The sequence below is a fragment of the Pseudoalteromonas sp. ASV78 genome (assembly GCF_047806705.1).
Taxonomy (GTDB): Bacteria; Pseudomonadota; Gammaproteobacteria; order Enterobacterales; family Alteromonadaceae; genus Pseudoalteromonas; species Pseudoalteromonas prydzensis_A.
On the sequence record NZ_JBLOPA010000001.1, the window covers coordinates 824,361 to 842,548 of the forward strand.

15 protein-coding genes are annotated in these 18,188 nt (G+C 41.9%); 12 read left to right on the plus strand and 3 right to left on the minus strand.

Annotation, left to right across the window (positions count from 1 at the left end; translation table 11 throughout):
* Nucleotides 1-87: 87 nt before the first annotated feature.
* The 4 genes from ACMVDV_RS03730 (at nucleotide 88) to ACMVDV_RS03745 (ending at nucleotide 4,102) form a co-directional block, all read left to right on the plus strand.
* Complete coding sequence (locus tag ACMVDV_RS03730; RefSeq protein ID WP_416159048.1) at nucleotides 88-564, plus strand: transcription elongation factor GreAB; 477 nt, start codon at nucleotides 88-90, stop codon at nucleotides 562-564.
* Nucleotides 565-1,067: 503 nt separating this feature from the next.
* Nucleotides 1,068-2,462 (plus strand): RimK family protein, encoded by a 1,395-nt coding sequence (locus ACMVDV_RS03735; RefSeq protein WP_304185030.1) that lies wholly within the window; start codon nucleotides 1,068-1,070, stop codon nucleotides 2,460-2,462.
* Entirely contained in the window at nucleotides 2,462-3,565 is a 1,104-nt protein-coding gene (locus ACMVDV_RS03740; RefSeq protein ID WP_416157234.1) for a GNAT family N-acetyltransferase/peptidase C39 family protein, read from the plus strand. Before ACMVDV_RS03735 ends, ACMVDV_RS03740 begins: the two co-directional genes overlap by 1 nt.
* 21 nt (nucleotides 3,566-3,586) lie before the next feature.
* On the plus strand, nucleotides 3,587-4,102 hold the full coding sequence (locus ACMVDV_RS03745; protein WP_304185035.1) for an MgtC/SapB family protein: 516 nt from the start codon (nucleotides 3,587-3,589) through the stop codon (nucleotides 4,100-4,102).
* Nucleotides 4,103-4,157: 55 nt separating this feature from the next.
* Here ACMVDV_RS03745 and ACMVDV_RS03750 read toward each other — a convergent pair whose 3' ends face one another.
* Complete coding sequence (locus tag ACMVDV_RS03750) at nucleotides 4,158-5,180, minus strand: GlxA family transcriptional regulator (protein WP_304185037.1); 1,023 nt, start codon at nucleotides 5,178-5,180, stop codon at nucleotides 4,158-4,160.
* Between the two features lie 126 nt (nucleotides 5,181-5,306).
* On the opposite strand from ACMVDV_RS03750, the gene ACMVDV_RS03755 reads away from it, so the two are divergent.
* From ACMVDV_RS03755 to ACMVDV_RS03790, 8 genes are all read left to right on the plus strand, one after another.
* Nucleotides 5,307-7,205 carry a beta-ketoacyl synthase gene (locus ACMVDV_RS03755; RefSeq protein ID WP_416157235.1) on the plus strand — a complete coding sequence of 633 codons (1,899 nt, stop codon included), beginning with the start codon at nucleotides 5,307-5,309 and terminating at the stop codon, nucleotides 7,203-7,205.
* Between the two features lie 185 nt (nucleotides 7,206-7,390).
* Nucleotides 7,391-9,193: a M14 family metallopeptidase gene (locus tag ACMVDV_RS03760; RefSeq protein WP_416157236.1), complete on the plus strand. Its 1,803-nt coding sequence runs from the start codon at nucleotides 7,391-7,393 to the stop codon at nucleotides 9,191-9,193.
* 3 nt (nucleotides 9,194-9,196) lie between these two features.
* Complete coding sequence (locus ACMVDV_RS03765) at nucleotides 9,197-9,838, plus strand: MBL fold metallo-hydrolase (protein WP_416157237.1); 642 nt, start codon at nucleotides 9,197-9,199, stop codon at nucleotides 9,836-9,838.
* A gap of 89 nt (nucleotides 9,839-9,927) precedes the next feature.
* A complete protein-coding gene (locus tag ACMVDV_RS03770) occupies nucleotides 9,928-10,386 on the plus strand; it encodes an Lrp/AsnC family transcriptional regulator (RefSeq protein WP_016707271.1) in 459 nt (152 codons plus the stop codon).
* A gap of 124 nt (nucleotides 10,387-10,510) precedes the next feature.
* Nucleotides 10,511-12,067, plus strand: a complete 1,557-nt coding sequence (locus tag ACMVDV_RS03775) for a SulP family inorganic anion transporter (protein ID WP_416157238.1) — start codon at nucleotides 10,511-10,513, stop codon at nucleotides 12,065-12,067.
* A 237-nt stretch (nucleotides 12,068-12,304) separates the two neighbouring features.
* Complete coding sequence (locus tag ACMVDV_RS03780; RefSeq protein ID WP_304185048.1) at nucleotides 12,305-13,918, plus strand: ABC-F family ATPase; 1,614 nt, start codon at nucleotides 12,305-12,307, stop codon at nucleotides 13,916-13,918.
* 190 nt (nucleotides 13,919-14,108) lie between these two features.
* Nucleotides 14,109-15,620 carry a BCCT family transporter gene (locus ACMVDV_RS03785; RefSeq protein WP_416157239.1) on the plus strand — a complete coding sequence of 504 codons (1,512 nt, stop codon included), beginning with the start codon at nucleotides 14,109-14,111 and terminating at the stop codon, nucleotides 15,618-15,620.
* Nucleotides 15,621-15,808: 188 nt separating this feature from the next.
* Nucleotides 15,809-16,174, plus strand: coding sequence for a hypothetical protein (locus ACMVDV_RS03790; protein WP_416157240.1), 366 nt, complete (start codon nucleotides 15,809-15,811; stop codon nucleotides 16,172-16,174).
* Here ACMVDV_RS03790 and fghA read toward each other — a convergent pair.
* The gene (gene fghA, locus ACMVDV_RS03795) at nucleotides 16,125-16,970 is read right to left on the minus strand and encodes an S-formylglutathione hydrolase (protein ID WP_416157241.1); all 846 of its coding nucleotides are present in this window, start codon (nucleotides 16,968-16,970) and stop codon (nucleotides 16,125-16,127) included. The two genes, ACMVDV_RS03790 and fghA, sit on opposite strands and share 50 nt — an antisense overlap.
* A 44-nt stretch (nucleotides 16,971-17,014) precedes the next feature.
* Nucleotides 17,015-18,136 (minus strand): S-(hydroxymethyl)glutathione dehydrogenase/class III alcohol dehydrogenase, encoded by a 1,122-nt coding sequence (locus ACMVDV_RS03800; protein ID WP_304185054.1) that lies wholly within the window; start codon nucleotides 18,134-18,136, stop codon nucleotides 17,015-17,017.
* Nucleotides 18,137-18,188: the final 52 nt, after the last annotated feature.

Consider the following 18,188-nt stretch of genomic DNA (forward strand, 5'->3'; position numbering starts at 1 on the left):
TGAATTGGCAGAGCCAATATCTACTGTAATAACAATAGCGGCGCCTAATTCCTTTGCCTTTATTACTGATGACGAATAGATAACATGATCAATAAAATCCATTTCATAGAGCATTTACGCTTTGCTTTAGCTGCTCAGTTAGAAACCGCAAAATCAGCGGCTAAAACAGCACATGACACAGCAACCCATGAAGAGAATATAGCAGAAAATAAATACGACACGTTAGGGTTGGAGGCCGCCTACTTGGCACAAGGTCAGGCACAGCGCGTGAATGAATGTTATCAGAGTATACAACAGTTTGAACAAAGCTTTAAAGAAGTCATCAGCGACAAAGTTATAGTGGGTGCGTTGGTCTGTGTTGAGTATGAAACGGGGGCACAGGCATGGTTTTATATTGGTCCAAATGCGGGAGGATTAATTGTCGAACATAAGCAATATCAGGTTCAAGTACTGACTCCCCATGCGCCATTAGGTAAAGCATTATTAAATAAGCAATGCGATGATGAGGTGACATTGAGCATTGCCGGGAAAAGCCAACAATTGAGTATTATTAACCTACTTTAGTAATGAACCTGAGCGCTGGATAATAAATTCATCTCCAGCGGCTACTTTTAACACTAACTGTGTTGCATTTATTTGCAATAGCAAAGCGTCTGACGCGTTAATTTGCCCTGTTATCCCCGCCAGTCTCCGATTGCAGAGTTGCCCGCCTTGCGAAGTTCGTTACTGCGAAAAATTAAACCATCAATTACGGCTACAATACTTTTGTAAATTTAAATATATTCAATCGCTTAGGTTAAAAGTCGATACTTTCTAAAAGGCTGTTTTTTTAGATGTTCTAATTGTAACGTCATTGATTAAATTTACTTATCCTAACGCTAAAAATTACTCGTTGGTAAGGTCGTTAAAAACCCTTTATAAATCACCTGTAGATTAAGCAGTCGCTGGATCTAAAGCACCCATCCTGTTAAGTACATGTGTTATGCACAACTATTACTTAGCAGTATGGGTGTTTCTATTTATATTCATTGTTATATATTTTATTTTGACTTATTTTAGGAAAAGTCGTGTTTAAAACCTTGATTGTGGTTGATAACAACGAGCAGTCACTTGCTCACTCATTCGAAAACGTAATTACCTTCAATACCTACTTACGAGATTATCCAAAGCATAATGAGCCAAAAACGCGCATTATTAATTTATGCGACTCAAGCCAGTACTTGAGTAAAGGCTATTATTGCTCATTGCTTGCTGAGGCACGTAAACACCAAGTTTTGCCAAGTGTTAAAACCATCAATGCGTTACGCAGTGGCCAAGCCTTAATGCTGAATATTGGGGTGCTTACTGATGCCTTGTACTTTGGTCATGCGGTTAATGAATTACAAAATAAAGCAGCCAAAGCGGTATTTAAACAATACCCAGCACCGATTTTATTTGTTGATCAACAAGGGCTATTAAAACAAGGTTCTTTGACGTCACTTAATGACCAACAGCAACAAGATTTTGTGGCTAAATTAACCGAGTTTACACAAACGCAATGGCGTATTAGTAGCACCCAAAAACGCTACCGCTGGGATATGGCAATTTTGGTTGATCACAATGAAAAAGTGCCGCCGAGCGATAAAGATGCGATTACACGATTTATCAAAGCAGCCGCAAAGCATGGTATTTATGCGCAGGCGCTTAGTTTTGATGAGATAGATAATATAGCCCAGTTTGATGCGCTGTTTATTCGTCAAACCACAGCGATAGATCATCCAACATATCGTTTAGCGAGCAAAGCGCAAAGCTTAGGGTTAGTGGTAATTGATGACGCTGAATCCATTTTACGTTGTTGTAATAAAGTGTATTTGCACGATGCGTTTAATTACCAAAAAGTGCCGAGTTTAAAAACCCTTGTGGTGGCTGATCAAAGTGATGAAACCATTGCTCAGCTTGAAGATAGCTTCACTTACCCATTAGTGCTTAAAATGCCAGAAGGGTCGTTTTCCAAAGGCGTGTATAAGGTAGCGGATCGCCCCGAGCTTGTAGCTAAGCTGAGTGAATTGTTTGAATTTAGTGCCTTAGTGTTAGCCCAAGAATACATGTATACCGAGTATGATTGGCGAGTAGGCGTGCTAAATGGTCGTGCTATTTATGCGTGCCGTTATTTAATGGCACGTAATCATTGGCAAATATACAACCATGATGCAAAGCGGTTTTTCTCTGGCGGCTTTGAAACTCTGCCGACCTTTGAGCTACCAAAAGCCGTGCTCGATGCGGCTTTAAAAGCCTGCAAAACGGTTGGTAAGGGGCTATATGGCGTAGATGTGAAAGAGCATCAAGGTCGTGCCTATGTGCTTGAAGTGAATGATAACCCAAGCATTGACCATAAAGTTGAAGATGCTTATCTCGGTGATGAGCTGTATATGATCATCATGGATGAATTTAAGCAACGTCTTGAAGCCCGAGGTCGAGGTTAATGTCTGATCATGATGTGGCAGTGCGAGCTGCCACAGAGGCTGATTTAAAGGCACTACTTGCAATAGAACAACAAAGTTTTAGCCAAGATAGGTTAAGTGCGCGCAGTTTAAAGCGTTGGATTGCTGCTAAACACGGTATTTTGTTGGTTGGCGAATCAAATAACCAGTTGCTTGGCTACGGCTTGGTGTGGTGCCATAAAGGCACCCGGTTAGCCCGTTTATATTCGTTAGCAGTAACACCGCAAGCACAGGGCAAAGGCCTTGCACAGCAGCTGTTAAAGGCGCTTGAACGTGCCACTGCTGAGCGTGGTCGTGTGTTTATGCGCCTTGAAGTGGCGGTAAATAATTTAGCCGCCATTGCCTTATATAAAAAGCTCGGCTATCGGGTATTTGGCCAATACAGTGATTATTACCACGATCACAGTGATGCGTTACGAATGCAAAAAAACATTCGTAACACCAATGAGCTTGAATTTACGCGGGAAACACCGTGGTATCAGCAAACAACTGAATTTACCTGTGGGCCAGCTGCATTATTGATGGCAATGTCATCAATAAAAAAAACAGCTATCACGCAGGTGAGTGAACTCGATATCTGGCGCGAAGCAACCACCATATTCATGACTTCAGGGCATGGTGGTTGTCATCCATTAGGGCTTGCACTGGCGGCAAAAAAGCGTGGCTTTAATACGCAAGTTATTGTTAATACACGTGAGACTTTGTTTATTGACGGAGTAAGAAACGACAACAAAAAAGCGATTTTACATACTGTGCATAATCAATTTGTAGTTGAAGCAATTAACCACAAACTTGACGTTAAATATCAAGATTTAACGCTTGAGCATATCGAGCAATGGCTTGCTGAAGCAATGGCCGTGGTGTTATTGATCAGTACGTATCGCTTTGATGGTAAAAAATCGCCTCATTGGGTGTGTGTTACTCACTTGGATGAGCATTGTTTATATGTTCATGATCCGTTTTGTGAAAACGACAAACAATTGGCGATTGATTGCCAACACGTACCAATCGCAAGAAGTGATTTTTTAAAAATGGCTAGTTTTGGTAGTTCTCGATTGAGTACCGCTTTGGCGCTAGCAAAATAATCTGTTGTAGTAGGAATTGTAGTGACAGTGTATGAACTTTTAGACATCGCCCCTTATTCATGGTCGGCAATTGGCAGCGCTGCTTTTTGCGGTGCTTTAATTGGTATGGAGCGCCAATTGCGCGGCAAACCTGTGGGGATCCGCACCTCTGTGCTGATCATTCTGGGTACTTATTTGTTTTTAGCGACTGCCTTTATGCTGCATGGCGATGTGATTGACCATTCGCGGGTAGTTGGACAAATTATTACCGGTATTGGCTTTTTAGGTGCAGGAGTGATGCTCGCAAAAGATGGCGCAGTGGTGGGCGTGACATCAGCCGCAACAATCTGGGTATTAGCATCCATTGGTGTGGTGATTGCGACCAATAATTTACTGGCGGCGATCAAACTCTCTATTTTAGTGGTGGGTATTTTATATGGCGTTGATGTCCTTGAAGCTAAATTTAAAAGCTTGAGTAAAGGAGTGCATCGGCATGTGAAAATTTACTCAAAACGTTACTATAGAGGCAATAAAAAAGAAGCCGAGCGCCACGATTAAGTGGCGGTTTATCATATCCATCAACGCGTTAGATAAACAATAACAATCGATCACGTTAACCAAATAACTTTCTCCTAACCACGTTACGATAATCACTAGGGGTTTGTGATAGCAATTTTTTAAACACACGGGTTAAGTGCCCTTGATCGTTATAGCCCACCTCTAGCGCGACTTCTTGAATCGATAAATTCGATGAAGCTAATAATTCCTTCGCTGTTTGCACCCGTAGTTGCTGCCAATATTCAATCGGGCTTTGATTGGTGGCAACTCTGAATCGCCGCGTGAATGAGCGATAGCTTAAGCCAAACAATTGGGCAACGTCAGTTAGGCTTTGCTCAGCAGTTAAATTATTTTTTAGCCAAAATTGAATTTGCGCGATCAGTTCGTCAGGGTGTCTATCCACGGCACCTTCAAGGTAACGTTGATCTTCATAAGGTTTGCGTATTTCGTGTGAAAAGTTACGCTCAACGTGTTGAGCGGCTGCTTGTCCGTAATATTGGCTAATAATATGCACGATCACATCTGCTAACGCATTCAAACTTGCTACGCTGTATAAACGTTCTGATTGGGTGATGAAAAAGTCAGGTTTGAGTAGCACTTGTGGGTAATCACGCTTAAATTGTTCGGCATAATGCCAATGGGTAGTCGCAGGGTGACCATTTAGAAGCTTTGCCTCGGCCACAAGGCAATTACCAGTACCCACGCCAATTATTGAGCTACCTTGTTGCCAACTATCAGTAAGCCACTGCACTAACCCTTGATTTGCTCTAACAACCGGACGAGGGTTACGCCAGATACCAGGAACAATGATCAAATCACTATGCGGAGCGTTGGCATAGCTGTATTCAGGTAAAATCGCCAAGCCGCTGCGGTTGTGGATTGGCTCCTTATCTTCTGCAATTAAATTGATCAGCAATGGCCGAAACTGCGTGGTTATTTCATCGCCTTTTGCATGGCCTTTTGCATAGGCTTCACCGGCTCTGAGCATTTCGATGGGCAGCGTTACACTGGTGATCAATAAATGCTGATAGACCAAAATACTGATCTGTAACGGGCTATCTTCGAGATTGTTGTCCATTTAATTGCTCCGACCAGTTGGTTTTGGCCTGTTAGGCTTGTTATTTGGCTATTTAAGCACAATCTTGGCGGTAAAATCCATCTAAACTAGCTACTTCTCCTATAACACGTTTTCTCAAGGTAAATTATGACAGCATTACCCGTTATTGTCGGCATGGGCGGAATTAACGCCGCAGGCCGTACCTCATTTCATCAAGGTTATCGTCGTATCGTGTTAGACAATTTGGCAGCCGAGGCACGCCAAGAAACATTTTTAGGTTTAGCGACTTTAATGAATCTTGTTTCATTACAAGAGGGCGAATTAAAAGACCAACACGGTAATTTAGTAAAGCAAAGCGATATTGAAGCACAATTTGGCGAACAAATTATTGCTGGTACTTTGATCCGTAAAATTGAAAAAAATCATTTTGATGTCGATGCAACGCCATGGCAGCAAAAAATGACGCTAACACTCAGTGATGAGCAAGCGATTGTATTTGAAGCCCGTCGTCGTGATTTACCACAGCCAATACCTTCAAGTTGGGTAATTGAAGATTTAGCCGACAAAAAAGTAAAAGTCACCATTAGTGCCGAGCTTGATATAAAGCACGACAGCACCCGTGACAACCCAATAAAAGCCGCGGGACAATTACCTACCGGTTTTGATCCAGCAAATATGTATAATAGTCGTTATCAACCGCGCGGTTTACAAGCCACTATTTTTGCGGCAACGGATGCCATACGTTCGACAGGCCTTGATTGGCAACAGATTATGAACAGTGTTGAGCCAGATCAAATTGGTACTTATTCAGCATCCGTGGCGGGGCAAGTGAATGATGAAGGGTTTGGTGGCTTAATTCGTTCGCGCCAACAAGGCGAACGGGTAAGTACTAAACAGTTAGCACTTGGTTTAAATACCATGTCTACCGATTTTATTAATGCCTATGTAACCGGTAATGTGGGTACTACATTTACTACGTCAGGTGCATGTGCCACGTTTTTATACAACCTACGTGCGGCTGTGAATGATATTCAGGCGGGACGTACACGGGTAGCCGTCGTAGCGTCTTCTGAATGTGCGATTACACCTGAAATTATCGAAGGTTTTGGCAACATGGGAGCGCTTGCTAACGAAGAAGGCTTAAAGCGTTTAGATGGCACTGAGACCGTTGATCATCGTCGTACCAGTCGTCCATTTGGTGAAAACTGTGGTTTTACCATAGGTGAAGGCGCACAAGTAGTTATTCTAATGGATGATGCACTCGCATTAACACTTGGAGCCGATATTATGGGCTCAGTCGCTGATGTGTTTGTTAATGCTGATGGCGTGAAAAAATCGATTACAGCACCAGGACCTGGTAACTACATCACCATGGCAAAATCTGTGGCGTTAGCGGCTAATATCTTAGGCGCAGAGGCTGTGCAACAACGCAGTTTTATTTTAGCACACGGCTCAAGTACGCCACAAAACCGTGTTACTGAATCGCTTATTTATCATCGCGTAGCCGAAACATTCGCGATTGATAACTGGAAAGTCGCTGCACCTAAAGCATATGTAGGGCATACCATTGCACCTGCTAGTGGCGATCAGCTCGCAATGGCTCTGGGTGTATTTACTCATAATATTATGCCGGGAATTACCACCATAGATAAAGTGGCTGATGATGTGTATAACCAACACTTAGATATTCGTACTGAACATTATCAATGTGCTGATATGGATATAGCCTTTATCAACTCAAAAGGTTTTGGTGGTAATAATGCAACCGCCACAGTGTTATCCCCTAAAGTAACCATGCAAATGTTAGCAAAACGCCATGGCAGCGATGTGATGAAAGCATACGCATTAACTAATCAAACTGTAACTGCTGCACAAACCAGTTACCAACAGCAAGCCGATTTAGGCCAGTATGAGCTTATTTATCGCTTTGGTGATGGCATGATTGATGAAAATGACATTGTAATTTCTGAAACCGACATGCAGATCCCTGGTTTTGATAAAGCGATTGCATTTACTAAAACGAATCCTTATCAAGATATGTTTTAAGCACATTATTCTTGACTGGCAAGGCGCTTTTATAGCGCCTTTTTTAATGCGTGAATATTAGTCCTATAAAGTTTTCAAATTGTCATTGGCTGCATTTTTTTGTTGAATCACCGCAGTTTACGCGATCTGTCACTTTTCCTTGTTATAATTTCACCTTATTAAAGAGGCCAACGTTTGAGAGTCCTATGATCGCCAGTTTATTATTGTTAAGTGCTAGTGCCACATTAGATAGCCATTTGCCACCATTACTGCCTTGGCAAGGTCAAAGCTTGGCACTGATACAACAAAAAGGCCCATTAACCACTGATTTCGAACTAAGCGAAGGCCTCGAATCACCAAATTATCAACAAACTATGGCCTTTGTTGATCGTCTTGTCGCGGCCAACCCGACCCAGTTCCAAGTGCAAACGATTGCCCACAGCGCCAGCGGCCGTGCGATCAACATGATGGTAGCTAGCGAAGAAGGTGCCTTTACACCTTCGCAGTTAATGCAAAATACCAAGCCGACTATTTTTATTCAAGCAGGGATCCACGCGGGTGAAATTGATGGCAAAGATGCCATGTTTATGTTGCTACGCGATATTGCAACTGGTAAACGTCGTGATATTTTAAGCCAAGTAAATATCTTATTTATTCCAATTTTGAATGTTGATGGCCATGAACGCAGCAGCCAATTTAACCGTATTAATCAACGCGGCCCAGTAGAAATGGGTTTTCGAACCAATGCCAATAATCTTAATTTGAATCGTGATTACACGAAACTAGATACCCCAGAAGTGCGCGGTGTATTAAGTGTTATCAAACAGTTTAACCCTGACTTATATATTGATGTGCATGTAACTGACGGCGCAGACTATCAGTATGATGTTACCTATGGCTACAACCCCGTGTTTGCTAGTGAATCCCCCAGTGTGTCAGATGCCTTGGATCAGTATTTTAAACCGGTAATTGACGAAAAATTACGCGCACAAGGACACCTTCCAGGGCCGCTGGTATTTGTCATGGATAAACGTGAATTTAAAAAAGGCTTAGCGGGCTGGGTTGCCACGCCTCGTTATTCAAATGGCTGGGGCGATTTACGCTCATTACCTACTATTCTAGTTGAAAACCATTCACTTAAACCCTATAAGCAACGAGTGCTTGGCACCTATGTGTTTTTAGATGGGGCGATTTCAGCATTAGCACAACATCATCAACAATTAGCGGATGCGGTTAATAAAGAACATGCATTTGTCCCAAGCCAACTTATAGTGGAACGTGGTTATGCTAAAGAGCCAAATACTGTGGTATTTGAAGGCATTAAGTATGCGCGCAGTCAAAGTGCGCTAAGTGGTCAGATGGAAGTGAAATACTTAGGTGAAAAACAGCATTATGATGCGTTGCCTATTTATTGGCAAAAAGACGTAAAAACCGTGCTCACTGTACCCAGTGCGTTTTATATTCCACCTGCGTATCCACAGATTGTCGAAAAGCTTAAATTGCATGGTATTACTGTAGAAAATATGAGCAGTGATGAGCTGGTAACTAATTTAAAAGTGGCACTAGTGACAGAGCATGAATTTGATAAAGCACCGTTTGAAGGACGCTTTAGAGTGAGTGCTGATTTTGATTTCGTTGATGTAACCGATAACAATTTGACTGGTTGGTCTAAAGTGGCAACCGCGCAACCTTTAGGTGAATTAGCAACGCATCTTTTACACCCGAAGGCACCGGATTCATTTTTTGCTTGGGGTGAGTTCAACACGATTTTTCAACGCACTGAGTATATGGAAAACTATGCGTTAGCGCCGTATGCTCGTAATATGTTAAAAGATAAACCCGCGTTAGCATTAGAATTTGATAAAAAAATTCGTGAGGATGCCGCTTTTGCAAAAGATCCACAAGCACGCTTAAACTGGCTCTATGAACATACCCCCTTTTACGATCAAGCCTATTTAAAGTATCCGGTGTTAATGACATTTGCAGCTAAACCGCCAAGGAAGAATTAACGCATGGAAATCATTACTATTCCGGTAACTGCTTTTGCACAAAACTGTCGGATTGTTATTTGTAAACAAACACGCCAAGCCGCCGTGATCGACCCCGGTGGTGACGTTGAAAAAATTATTGCTGAGCTGGCTAAGCACAGCCTTAAGCTGCAATGTATTTTACTCACCCATGGCCATCTTGATCATGTTGGCGCGGCAAAAATACTCGCTGAGCACTTTGCAGTTGATATAGTTGGGCCACAACAAGACGAGTTGTTTTGGTTTGATGCACTCCCTATGCAAGCACAAATGTTTGGCTTTGCACCAGTCACGCCTTTTTATCCACAACATTGGCTCAATGATGGTGATATTTTCCCATTAGGTGAACTGCGCTTTGAGATCCGTCATTGTCCAGGTCACACCCCAGGGCATATTGTTTTTTATGAAGCCAAGCAGCAGTTAGTAATTGTCGGCGATGTTATTTTTAAAGGCTCAGTAGGGCGTACTGATTTTCCTAAAGGGGATGCGCAGCAATTACTCGCCTCAATTAAGCAGCAAATTCTCACTTTGCCCGATGAAACCAAAATACTCTCAGGACATGGACCTGACACTAAAGTCGTTGCAGAGCGCATATCGAATCCATTTATTAGGGGTAAATTTGGTTAGTTACGCATAAAAAATGCATAAAAACACAAGACTCAACGAATAAAGCAATGTATAATTTAATCAATTTAGTAAAATAATTAAGAAATAAAATGTCTCTAAATCACGTAGATCGCCAAATTTTGGCACTGTTACAGCAAGATGCGAGTCTTTCGACCGCAGATATTGCTGATAAAGTAGGTTTATCTCAGTCACCTTGTTGGCGTCGTATTGCTAAGCTTGAGCAAGATGGTTACATCAAAGGCAAAGTTGCTTTATTAGATGAGAAAAAGCTCGGTTTTGATATGTTAGTGTATGCGCATGTTCGCTTATCGAATCATGGCCGTACTAATCTTGCTGAGTTTGAACGACTGATCTTAAGTTATGACGAAGTAACGGAATGTTACAGCATGGCTGGTACTATGGATTTTATGCTACGGATTATTTCTAAAGGCATCGAAGGCTATGAGCAGTTTGTGCGTGATAATTTATTGAATCTTGAATTTGTCCAAGAAGTTCATTCAAATGTTACCATGACGTGTGTAAAACGCAGTACCTCGTTGCCACTTTAATATCGCTTTAATCAGGTTAGAGTAATTATAGACTTTAGCCTGCTCCTCTTACTGTAATTGTTAACCTTAGCTTAATTTGTTAGAATTCAGCGCTTTTTTGATCCCACCCCCGAAGAGGAATTCAATGTTTAACTTATTAAGCAAGGCGCCAAGCTCTGCTAAAAACGATATCTTATCAGGTATAACGGTTGCGCTTGCGCTCGTACCTGAAGCTGTTGCCTTTGCGTTTGTTGCAAATGTAGAGCCTTTAGTTGGTTTATATGCAGCATTTATTGTTGGCTTGATCACCGCTATTTTTGGCGGCCGCCCAGGTATGATCTCTGGTGCAACCGGTGCACTTGCCGTTGTTATGGTAAGTTTAGTGTTAGATCATGGCGTTGAATATTTATTTGCGACTGTACTACTTATGGGGCTACTGCAAATACTGGCTGGGGTGTTTAAACTGGGTAAGTTTATTCGCATGGTACCGCATCCTGTCATGCTGGGCTTTGTCAATGGATTAGCGATTGTTATCTTCCTTGCTCAACTTGGCCAATTTAAAGTGTCTGACGGCGCGGGTGGGGTGCAATGGATGACTGGCACACCAATGATGATCATGCTCGCACTTGTGGCATTAACCATGGCTATTATTCATTTCCTACCAAAATTAACTACGGCGGTGCCATCGACCTTAGTGGCCATTGTTACAGTAACTGCGATTGTTATGGGCTTTGATTTAGAAGCGCGTACAGTACTTGATTTCTTAAAAGATATGACCGGTGACAGCGCAGCAACTATTGCTGGTGGTTTACCACAATTCCATATTCCAATGGTGCCGTTTACTTTTGAAACACTGAAAATCATTTTCCCTTATGCACTGATTTTAGCGGCGATTGGTTTAATTGAGTCTTTGTTAACACTGAGTTTGATTGACGAAATTACAGAAACCCGTGGTCAAAGTAACAAAGAATGTATTGGTCAAGGTGCTGCAAATGTAACCTGTGGTTTCTTTGGTGCAATGGGGGGCTGTGCAATGATTGGTCAATCGATGATCAATATTAACTCAGGTGGCCGTTCGCGTTTATCAGGCATAACAGCGGCAGTGATGTTGCTGGCGTTTATTTTGTTTGCCGCAGGCTTAATTGAGATGATCCCACTTGCAGCACTGGTTGGTGTGATGTTTATGGTGGTGTTAGGCACATTTGAATGGGCAAGTTTCAAAATGATGAAGCGGGTACCAAAGTCAGATGCTTTTGTTATTGTGTTAGTGTCAGCAGTTACTGTGATCACTGATTTAGCGATTGCTGTATGCGTAGGTGTGATTGTCTCTGCCTTAGTTTTTGCGTGGCAACATGCGAAACATATTTTTACAACAAACTATATTGATGAACAAGGCTCTAAAGTCTATGAATTACACGGACCATTGTTTTTCGGCTCAGTGAAAAATTTTGCAGAGTTATTCGATGTTAAAAACGACCCTAAAGACGTTATCATCGAATTCAAATACAGCCGAGTGGCTGATCACAGCGCCATAGAAGCCATTGACGCATTAGCTGATAAATACACTAAAGCAGGTAAACAGTTGCATCTTCGTCACCTAAGCCAAGACTGCACCCAGTTACTTTATAAAGCCCGTGATTTAGTTGAAGTGAACGTGATTGAAGATCCTACTTATAAAGTCGCCTCAGACAAGCTTGCTTAAGCTGTTTTTTTGAGTGTAAAGCGAAGGCAGTGCCTTCGCTTTTGTGTATTCATTGCTTGCTTGTGTGAGTTTATCGGTGGCGAACTCATATAGGCCGTCATTTCGTGAGACTAAGCTCGACTAGTGGCGGCACTGCCTGTATAATTCGCGTCCTCTTTATACCGTGTTATTGCCTGTATTAACTTTTCTTTATCCATCGAACAGTTTACTTGCCAGTATTTGCTTAGGAAACTCATCTTGATATCTACCGCTAACATTACCATGCAGTTTGGTGCCGAACCTTTATTCGAAAATATTTCAGCTAAATTTAGTAACGGTAATCGTTATGGCTTAATTGGCGCCAATGGCTGCGGTAAGTCAACCTTTATGAAAATCCTCAATGGTTCGCTGGCGCCTACCTCGGGCAATGTCTCTATTGCACCGGGCTTAAAAGTAGGTAACTTGAGCCAAGATCAATTTGCCTTTGAGCAATACACGGTAGTTGATACGGTGATCATGGGCGATGTTGAATTATGGAAAATAAAGCAAGAACGTGAACGCATTTATTCACTCCCTGAAATGAGTGAAGAAGATGGCATGAAAGTGGCTGAGCTGGAAAGTGTGTTTGCTGAAATGGACGGCTACAGTGCAGAAAGTCGTGCTGGCGATATCTTATTAAAAGCAGGTATTGAAGAAGAATTTCATTTTGGCTTAATGTCGCAAGTGGCGCCAGGTTGGAAATTACGGGTGCTGCTTGCCCAAGCCTTGTTTGCAAATCCAGATATTTTATTACTGGATGAGCCGACCAATAACTTGGATATTCACACTATTAGCTGGTTAGAGCAGGAGCTTAACCAACGTAAATGTACGATGATTATTATTTCTCATGACCGCTATTTCCTTAATGCTGTGTGCACTCATATGGCTGATATTGATTACGGTGAGCTACGTATTTACCCAGGTAATTATGAAAAATTCATCGAAGCATCAACACTTATTCGTGAGCAATTACTTGCCGGTAATGCGAAAAAGCAATCTGAAATAGAAGAGTTACAAGATTTCGTTAACCGTTTTGGTGCCAATGCATCAAAAGCAAAACAAGCCAGTTCACGTGCTAAACGTATGGATAAAATCAGCTTAGATGAAGTGAAATCATCAAGCCGTATGGCGCCATCATTGTATTTTGATGAAGGTAAAAAGATGCACCGCCAAGCATTGATCTTAGAAAACTTTGGTCATGGTTTTGATGGCGAAGTATTGTTTGAAGGCGGCGAGCTGATTTTAGAAGCCGGTTCAAAACTAGCGATTATTGGTGAAAATGGGGTTGGTAAATCAACCTTTATTCGTTGTTTAGTGGGTGAACTTGAAGCGAACCACGGCGTTGTTAAGTGGTCAGAGAATGCTTCTATTGGTTATTGCCCACAAGATAGCAGCAAAGATTTTGATAACGACTTAACGTTATTTGATTGGATGTCACAGTGGCGTACAGCTAAACATAACGATTTAATGGTACGTGGCATGCTTGGCCGTTTATTGTTTACCGCGGATGATGCGAATAAAAAAGCTAAAAACTGCTCAGGTGGTGAGAAAAACCGCCTATTGTTTGGCAAGTTGATGATGCAAGATGTCAATGTGTTGGTAATGGATGAGCCGACAAACCACATGGATATGGAAGCGATTGAAGCGCTTAATAATGCGTTAAAAGGCTTTGAAGGAACATTGATTTTTGTTAGTCATGATCGTGAATTTGTGTCATCACTGGCAACCCGTATTATTGATATTCGTGACAAAGAAGTAGTGAATTTCCACGGCACCTTTAACGAATTTATGGCAAGCCAACAAGAGCAAGCGAAGCTGTTGGCTGCCAAGTAACTTAGCACGCTGAGAAAACCGACTTAGGTCGGTTTTTTTGTGTCTACTGTACTCAGTGGATTAAATGAGTTGCTTGTTTAGCTTGTTAAAATCAGCTTGTTTTTCATAAAATTGGTATTTCATAAATGCTAATTTGATATCAATCTAAAAGCGCCGTACTCTTAGCATTGATAATTCTTAAGGTATCAGTGTGGCAATTCGAGCTCATTTTTTTAAACTCACCGCTAATCTTGAAAAATTTGCACTTATACTGTGCCTTATATCAGTAGGGTGGGCATTCTTATTCCCTGACATGCTTACAGCAAATATCCAGCCACTGATCATTAATGTGTTAGCGGTATTGGGTGGGCCGTTTTTTTTATTAGTCAATTTTTTATTGATCAGCGTCATTGTGTTGGCAATGAGCCCGCTTGGGCAACGAAAAATAGGCGGTGAGCAAGCAACGGTTGAATTTTCAACCTTTGGTTGGTTATCGATGTTGTTTGCCGCAGGAATGGGATCGGGTTTAGTGTTTTGGGGCGTGGCAGAGCCTGCGATGCATGTATTACAACCGCCTTTAAAGCAAAGTTTATATCCTGATCGCCAAGCTGCAGCTTTGGCTATCACGTTAGTGAATTGGGGGGCACATGCATGGGCCTTGTATGCGGTGTTTGGTTTAGTGCTCGGTGGTTTAAGTCACAATAGCGGTAAAGCTGGGGATATCAGTGCACCAGTACTGAGCTTAACACGGGTATTTTTAAGCAGAATAGCTCAATTAAAGCTCAAGTTTGTGATCCAATTATTAGCCATTTTAGCTATATTTTTTGGTGTGGTTGGCACGATTGCAAATTCTACCTTATTGCTACGCAAAGGAATTGAACTAAAGCTGAGTGTTCATTCGCCGTGGTTGATTAGTTTAATTATTATCGTGTTACTGGCGCTGCTATATAGTTTGTCTGCGCGTTTAGGGTTAAAAAAAGGCGTGCAGACACTGAGCCAATTCAATGTGTTTTTAGCATTTTTTGTCCTTGTTTGGCTGCTGATGATGGTGCCACTGCAACCGATTATCGATGTTGCTATAAGTGGCAGTACGTATTATATCCAGTTATTAGTAACTGGAACTTGGCAGTTTTCTAGTCAATTAAACGAGCCTGCCTGGGCGAATAGCTGGACCTATAATTATTATTTTTGGTGGTTAGCGTGGGGACCATTTGTTGGCGTATTTTTAGCTAAAATAAGCCAAGGACGACCGGTATGGCAATACATAGTCGGCGTGGTCGTTGTGCCAACGTGTGTGACTATCTTATGGTTTAGTGTTTTTTCTGGATCTGCAATTGGCTGGGACAGTGGTCATAGTAGCGGCATTATGGCCGCCATTAAAATTGACTATACCCAAGGTTTATTTGTATTTTTCAAACAGCTCGGGTGGCAAGGTGGCGTACTTATTTGGGCAAGCTTGCTGTTATTGCTGATTTTTGTCGCCACCTCAGTTGACTCTGCCATATTAGTGATCCGCAACTTAGCGGGAGCAAAAAGTAGTCATAGGCTAAGCTTATACACTTGGTCTTTTGTACTTGCTTTGAGTAGCTGGGTATTGTTACTACAAAATAATGAACTACTAAACCGCAGTTTGGCGGTCATTGGTGCAGTGCCATTTTTGTTTATTTTTATTTTGCAGCTAATTGGTTTTGTGAAAGAATTTATCAGTGAGCTGCAAGAGTAAGCTCGGTGCTATTTTCTTTTGGCGAATGTACTTTGGCACGACTGTAATGTTCTTCATTGTTATGACATTACAGTATTTGGGAAGTGTTGTTCAATTAAAATATTACAAGGCATCTTACAGTTTTTTACAGTTTAGAATTAATTTTAATATATAGTTAATCCACTCTTATAAATTATGGATGAAGTAAGATGTTTAAATATTGTATTTATCTTTTAATTGTTTTAAAAATATCAGGTTGTACAGCTGTCGGGGTTGTTGTTGATAATAGTGTTGGGAATAAGCCTACAATAGGTCCCTCAAGTAATTCCCAGCAAAGTGCAGGTGTATCTATCAAAAATGCAGATGGATTCTCATTCTCAAAATTTGGCAATGAAATAGATTTAGCTATTATAGAGTTTATTAAAGAAGGGGCTAATGCAAAGCCTAAGTTGGTTTGTCAGCAAATTACTCAAGCGATTAAAGAGTGTGAGGAAGTAACGTCTGACAACCTCACACAGAAGCAGACTACTGAGCCTGTAAATACGATTGATGAAATAATAGGTGTTCGTCAATAAAGCTACTGATGAAAAAGTAACTATGGTCATAACCTGCATGCATATTAATTTCTGCAGGGTAGCCTTTGTCATTTACTTGCTTAAATAAGTTTTCAGTTTTTAGTTGTTCAACTAAAAAGTTATCAGCTTCACCTTGGTCAATACGCATTGGTAGGTGATCAGTTTCATTGGCCTGACTCATTAACTCGCAGGTATCATAGTGTGCCCACGTCGATCTATCGTCGCCTAAATAGTGGCTAAACGCTTTTTGCCCCCACGGACAGTTTATTGGGTTCACAATGGGACTAAATGCCGACGCACTGGTGTAATTTTGTGGATTGCGCAGGGCAATCATCAACGCGCCATGGCCACCCATAGAATGACCACTAATTGCCTTTTTGTCGGTCACTGGAAAGTGTTGCTCAATTAAAGCGGGTAGTTCGTTTACCACATACTCATACATATTGTAGTGGGTGTTGTAGGGCGCTTGCGTGGCATTAACATAAAAGCCGGCACCTTGGCCAAAGTCATAACTGTCTTCATCGGGTACATTGTCACCACGAGGGCTGGTATCTGGGGCAACAATGGCAATGCCTAATTCAGCTGCTTTTTTGAAAGCACCGGCTTTTTGCATAAAGTTTTCATCCGTGCAGGTTAAGCCTGATAACCAATACAGCACAGGGACTTTATTGGTTTGGCTTGCGCCTGGTGGCAAAAATATCGCAAATCGCATTAAACAATGAGTACTGTTTGCAGTATGGCTATATTGTTTGTGCCAACCACCGCTGACTTTTGCAGCACTTAAATTATCTAACATAGTATCCTCGCTAACTAGCCACACACTCAGTGTGGCTACCTTGATTAATAGTGGATAACAGTACGAATACTTTTACCTTCATGCATCAGATCAAATGCGTCATTAATGTCTTCAAGACCCATGGTATGCGTAATAAAGTCATTTAATGCAAATTCGCCCGCCATGTAGCGCTCAACAATTTCAGGTAGTTGTGAGCGACCTTTAACACCACCAAAGGCGCTACCACGCCACACGCGACCTGTGACTAACTGGAACGGGCGAGTTGAAATTTCTTGCCCTGCACCGGCAACACCAATGATCACCGACTCACCCCAACCTTTGTGGCAACACTCAAGGGCAGAGCGCATAACATCAACATTCCCGATACATTCAAAGGAGAAATCAACGCCGCCATCGGTCATCTCAACAATCACTTCTTGGATTGGCTTGTCGAAATCTTTTGGGTTGATCAAATCGGTAGCACCTAACTTAGTAGCAAGATCGAACTTGGAGGTATTAATGTCGATGCCGATAATGCGTGACGCTCCAGCCATTTTCGCGCCAATAATGGCTGATAAACCGATGCCACCTAAACCAAAAATAGCGACCGTATCACCAGCTTGCACTTTTGCAGTATTGGTTACTGCACCCATACCGGTTGTTACACCACAACCCAGTAAGCAAATTTCTTCTAAAGAGGCTGCTTTATTTACTTTGGCTAAAGAGATCTCTGGCAGGACTGTGTACTCAGAAAACGTAGAAGTGCCCATGTAGTGGTAGATTGGTTGACCATCTTTGAAAAAACGAGTGGTGCCATCTGGCATTAAACCTTTACCTTGGGTTTCGCGTACCGCTGAACATAGGTTTGTTTTGCCTGAGGTACACATTTTACACACGCCACATTCAGCGGTGTATAAAGGGATCACATGATCGCCCACAGCCACACTCGTTACACCTTCACCAACAGCATACACTACACCTGCACCTTCATGGCCTAGGATAGCTGGGAAGATACCTTCAGGATCAGCGCCTGATAGAGTAAACGCATCGGTATGGCACACACCCGTTGCCGTGATTTTAACCATGACTTCGCCTTTTTTCGGCATCATCACATCCACTTCTTCAACAGATAGTGGTTGATTAGGTCCCCAAGCTATTGCAGCTTTTGATTTTATGAACTCTGACATGGGCTCTCTCTTTTTATTAATTACATGGATGGTTAAAACAATAGCGTTATTT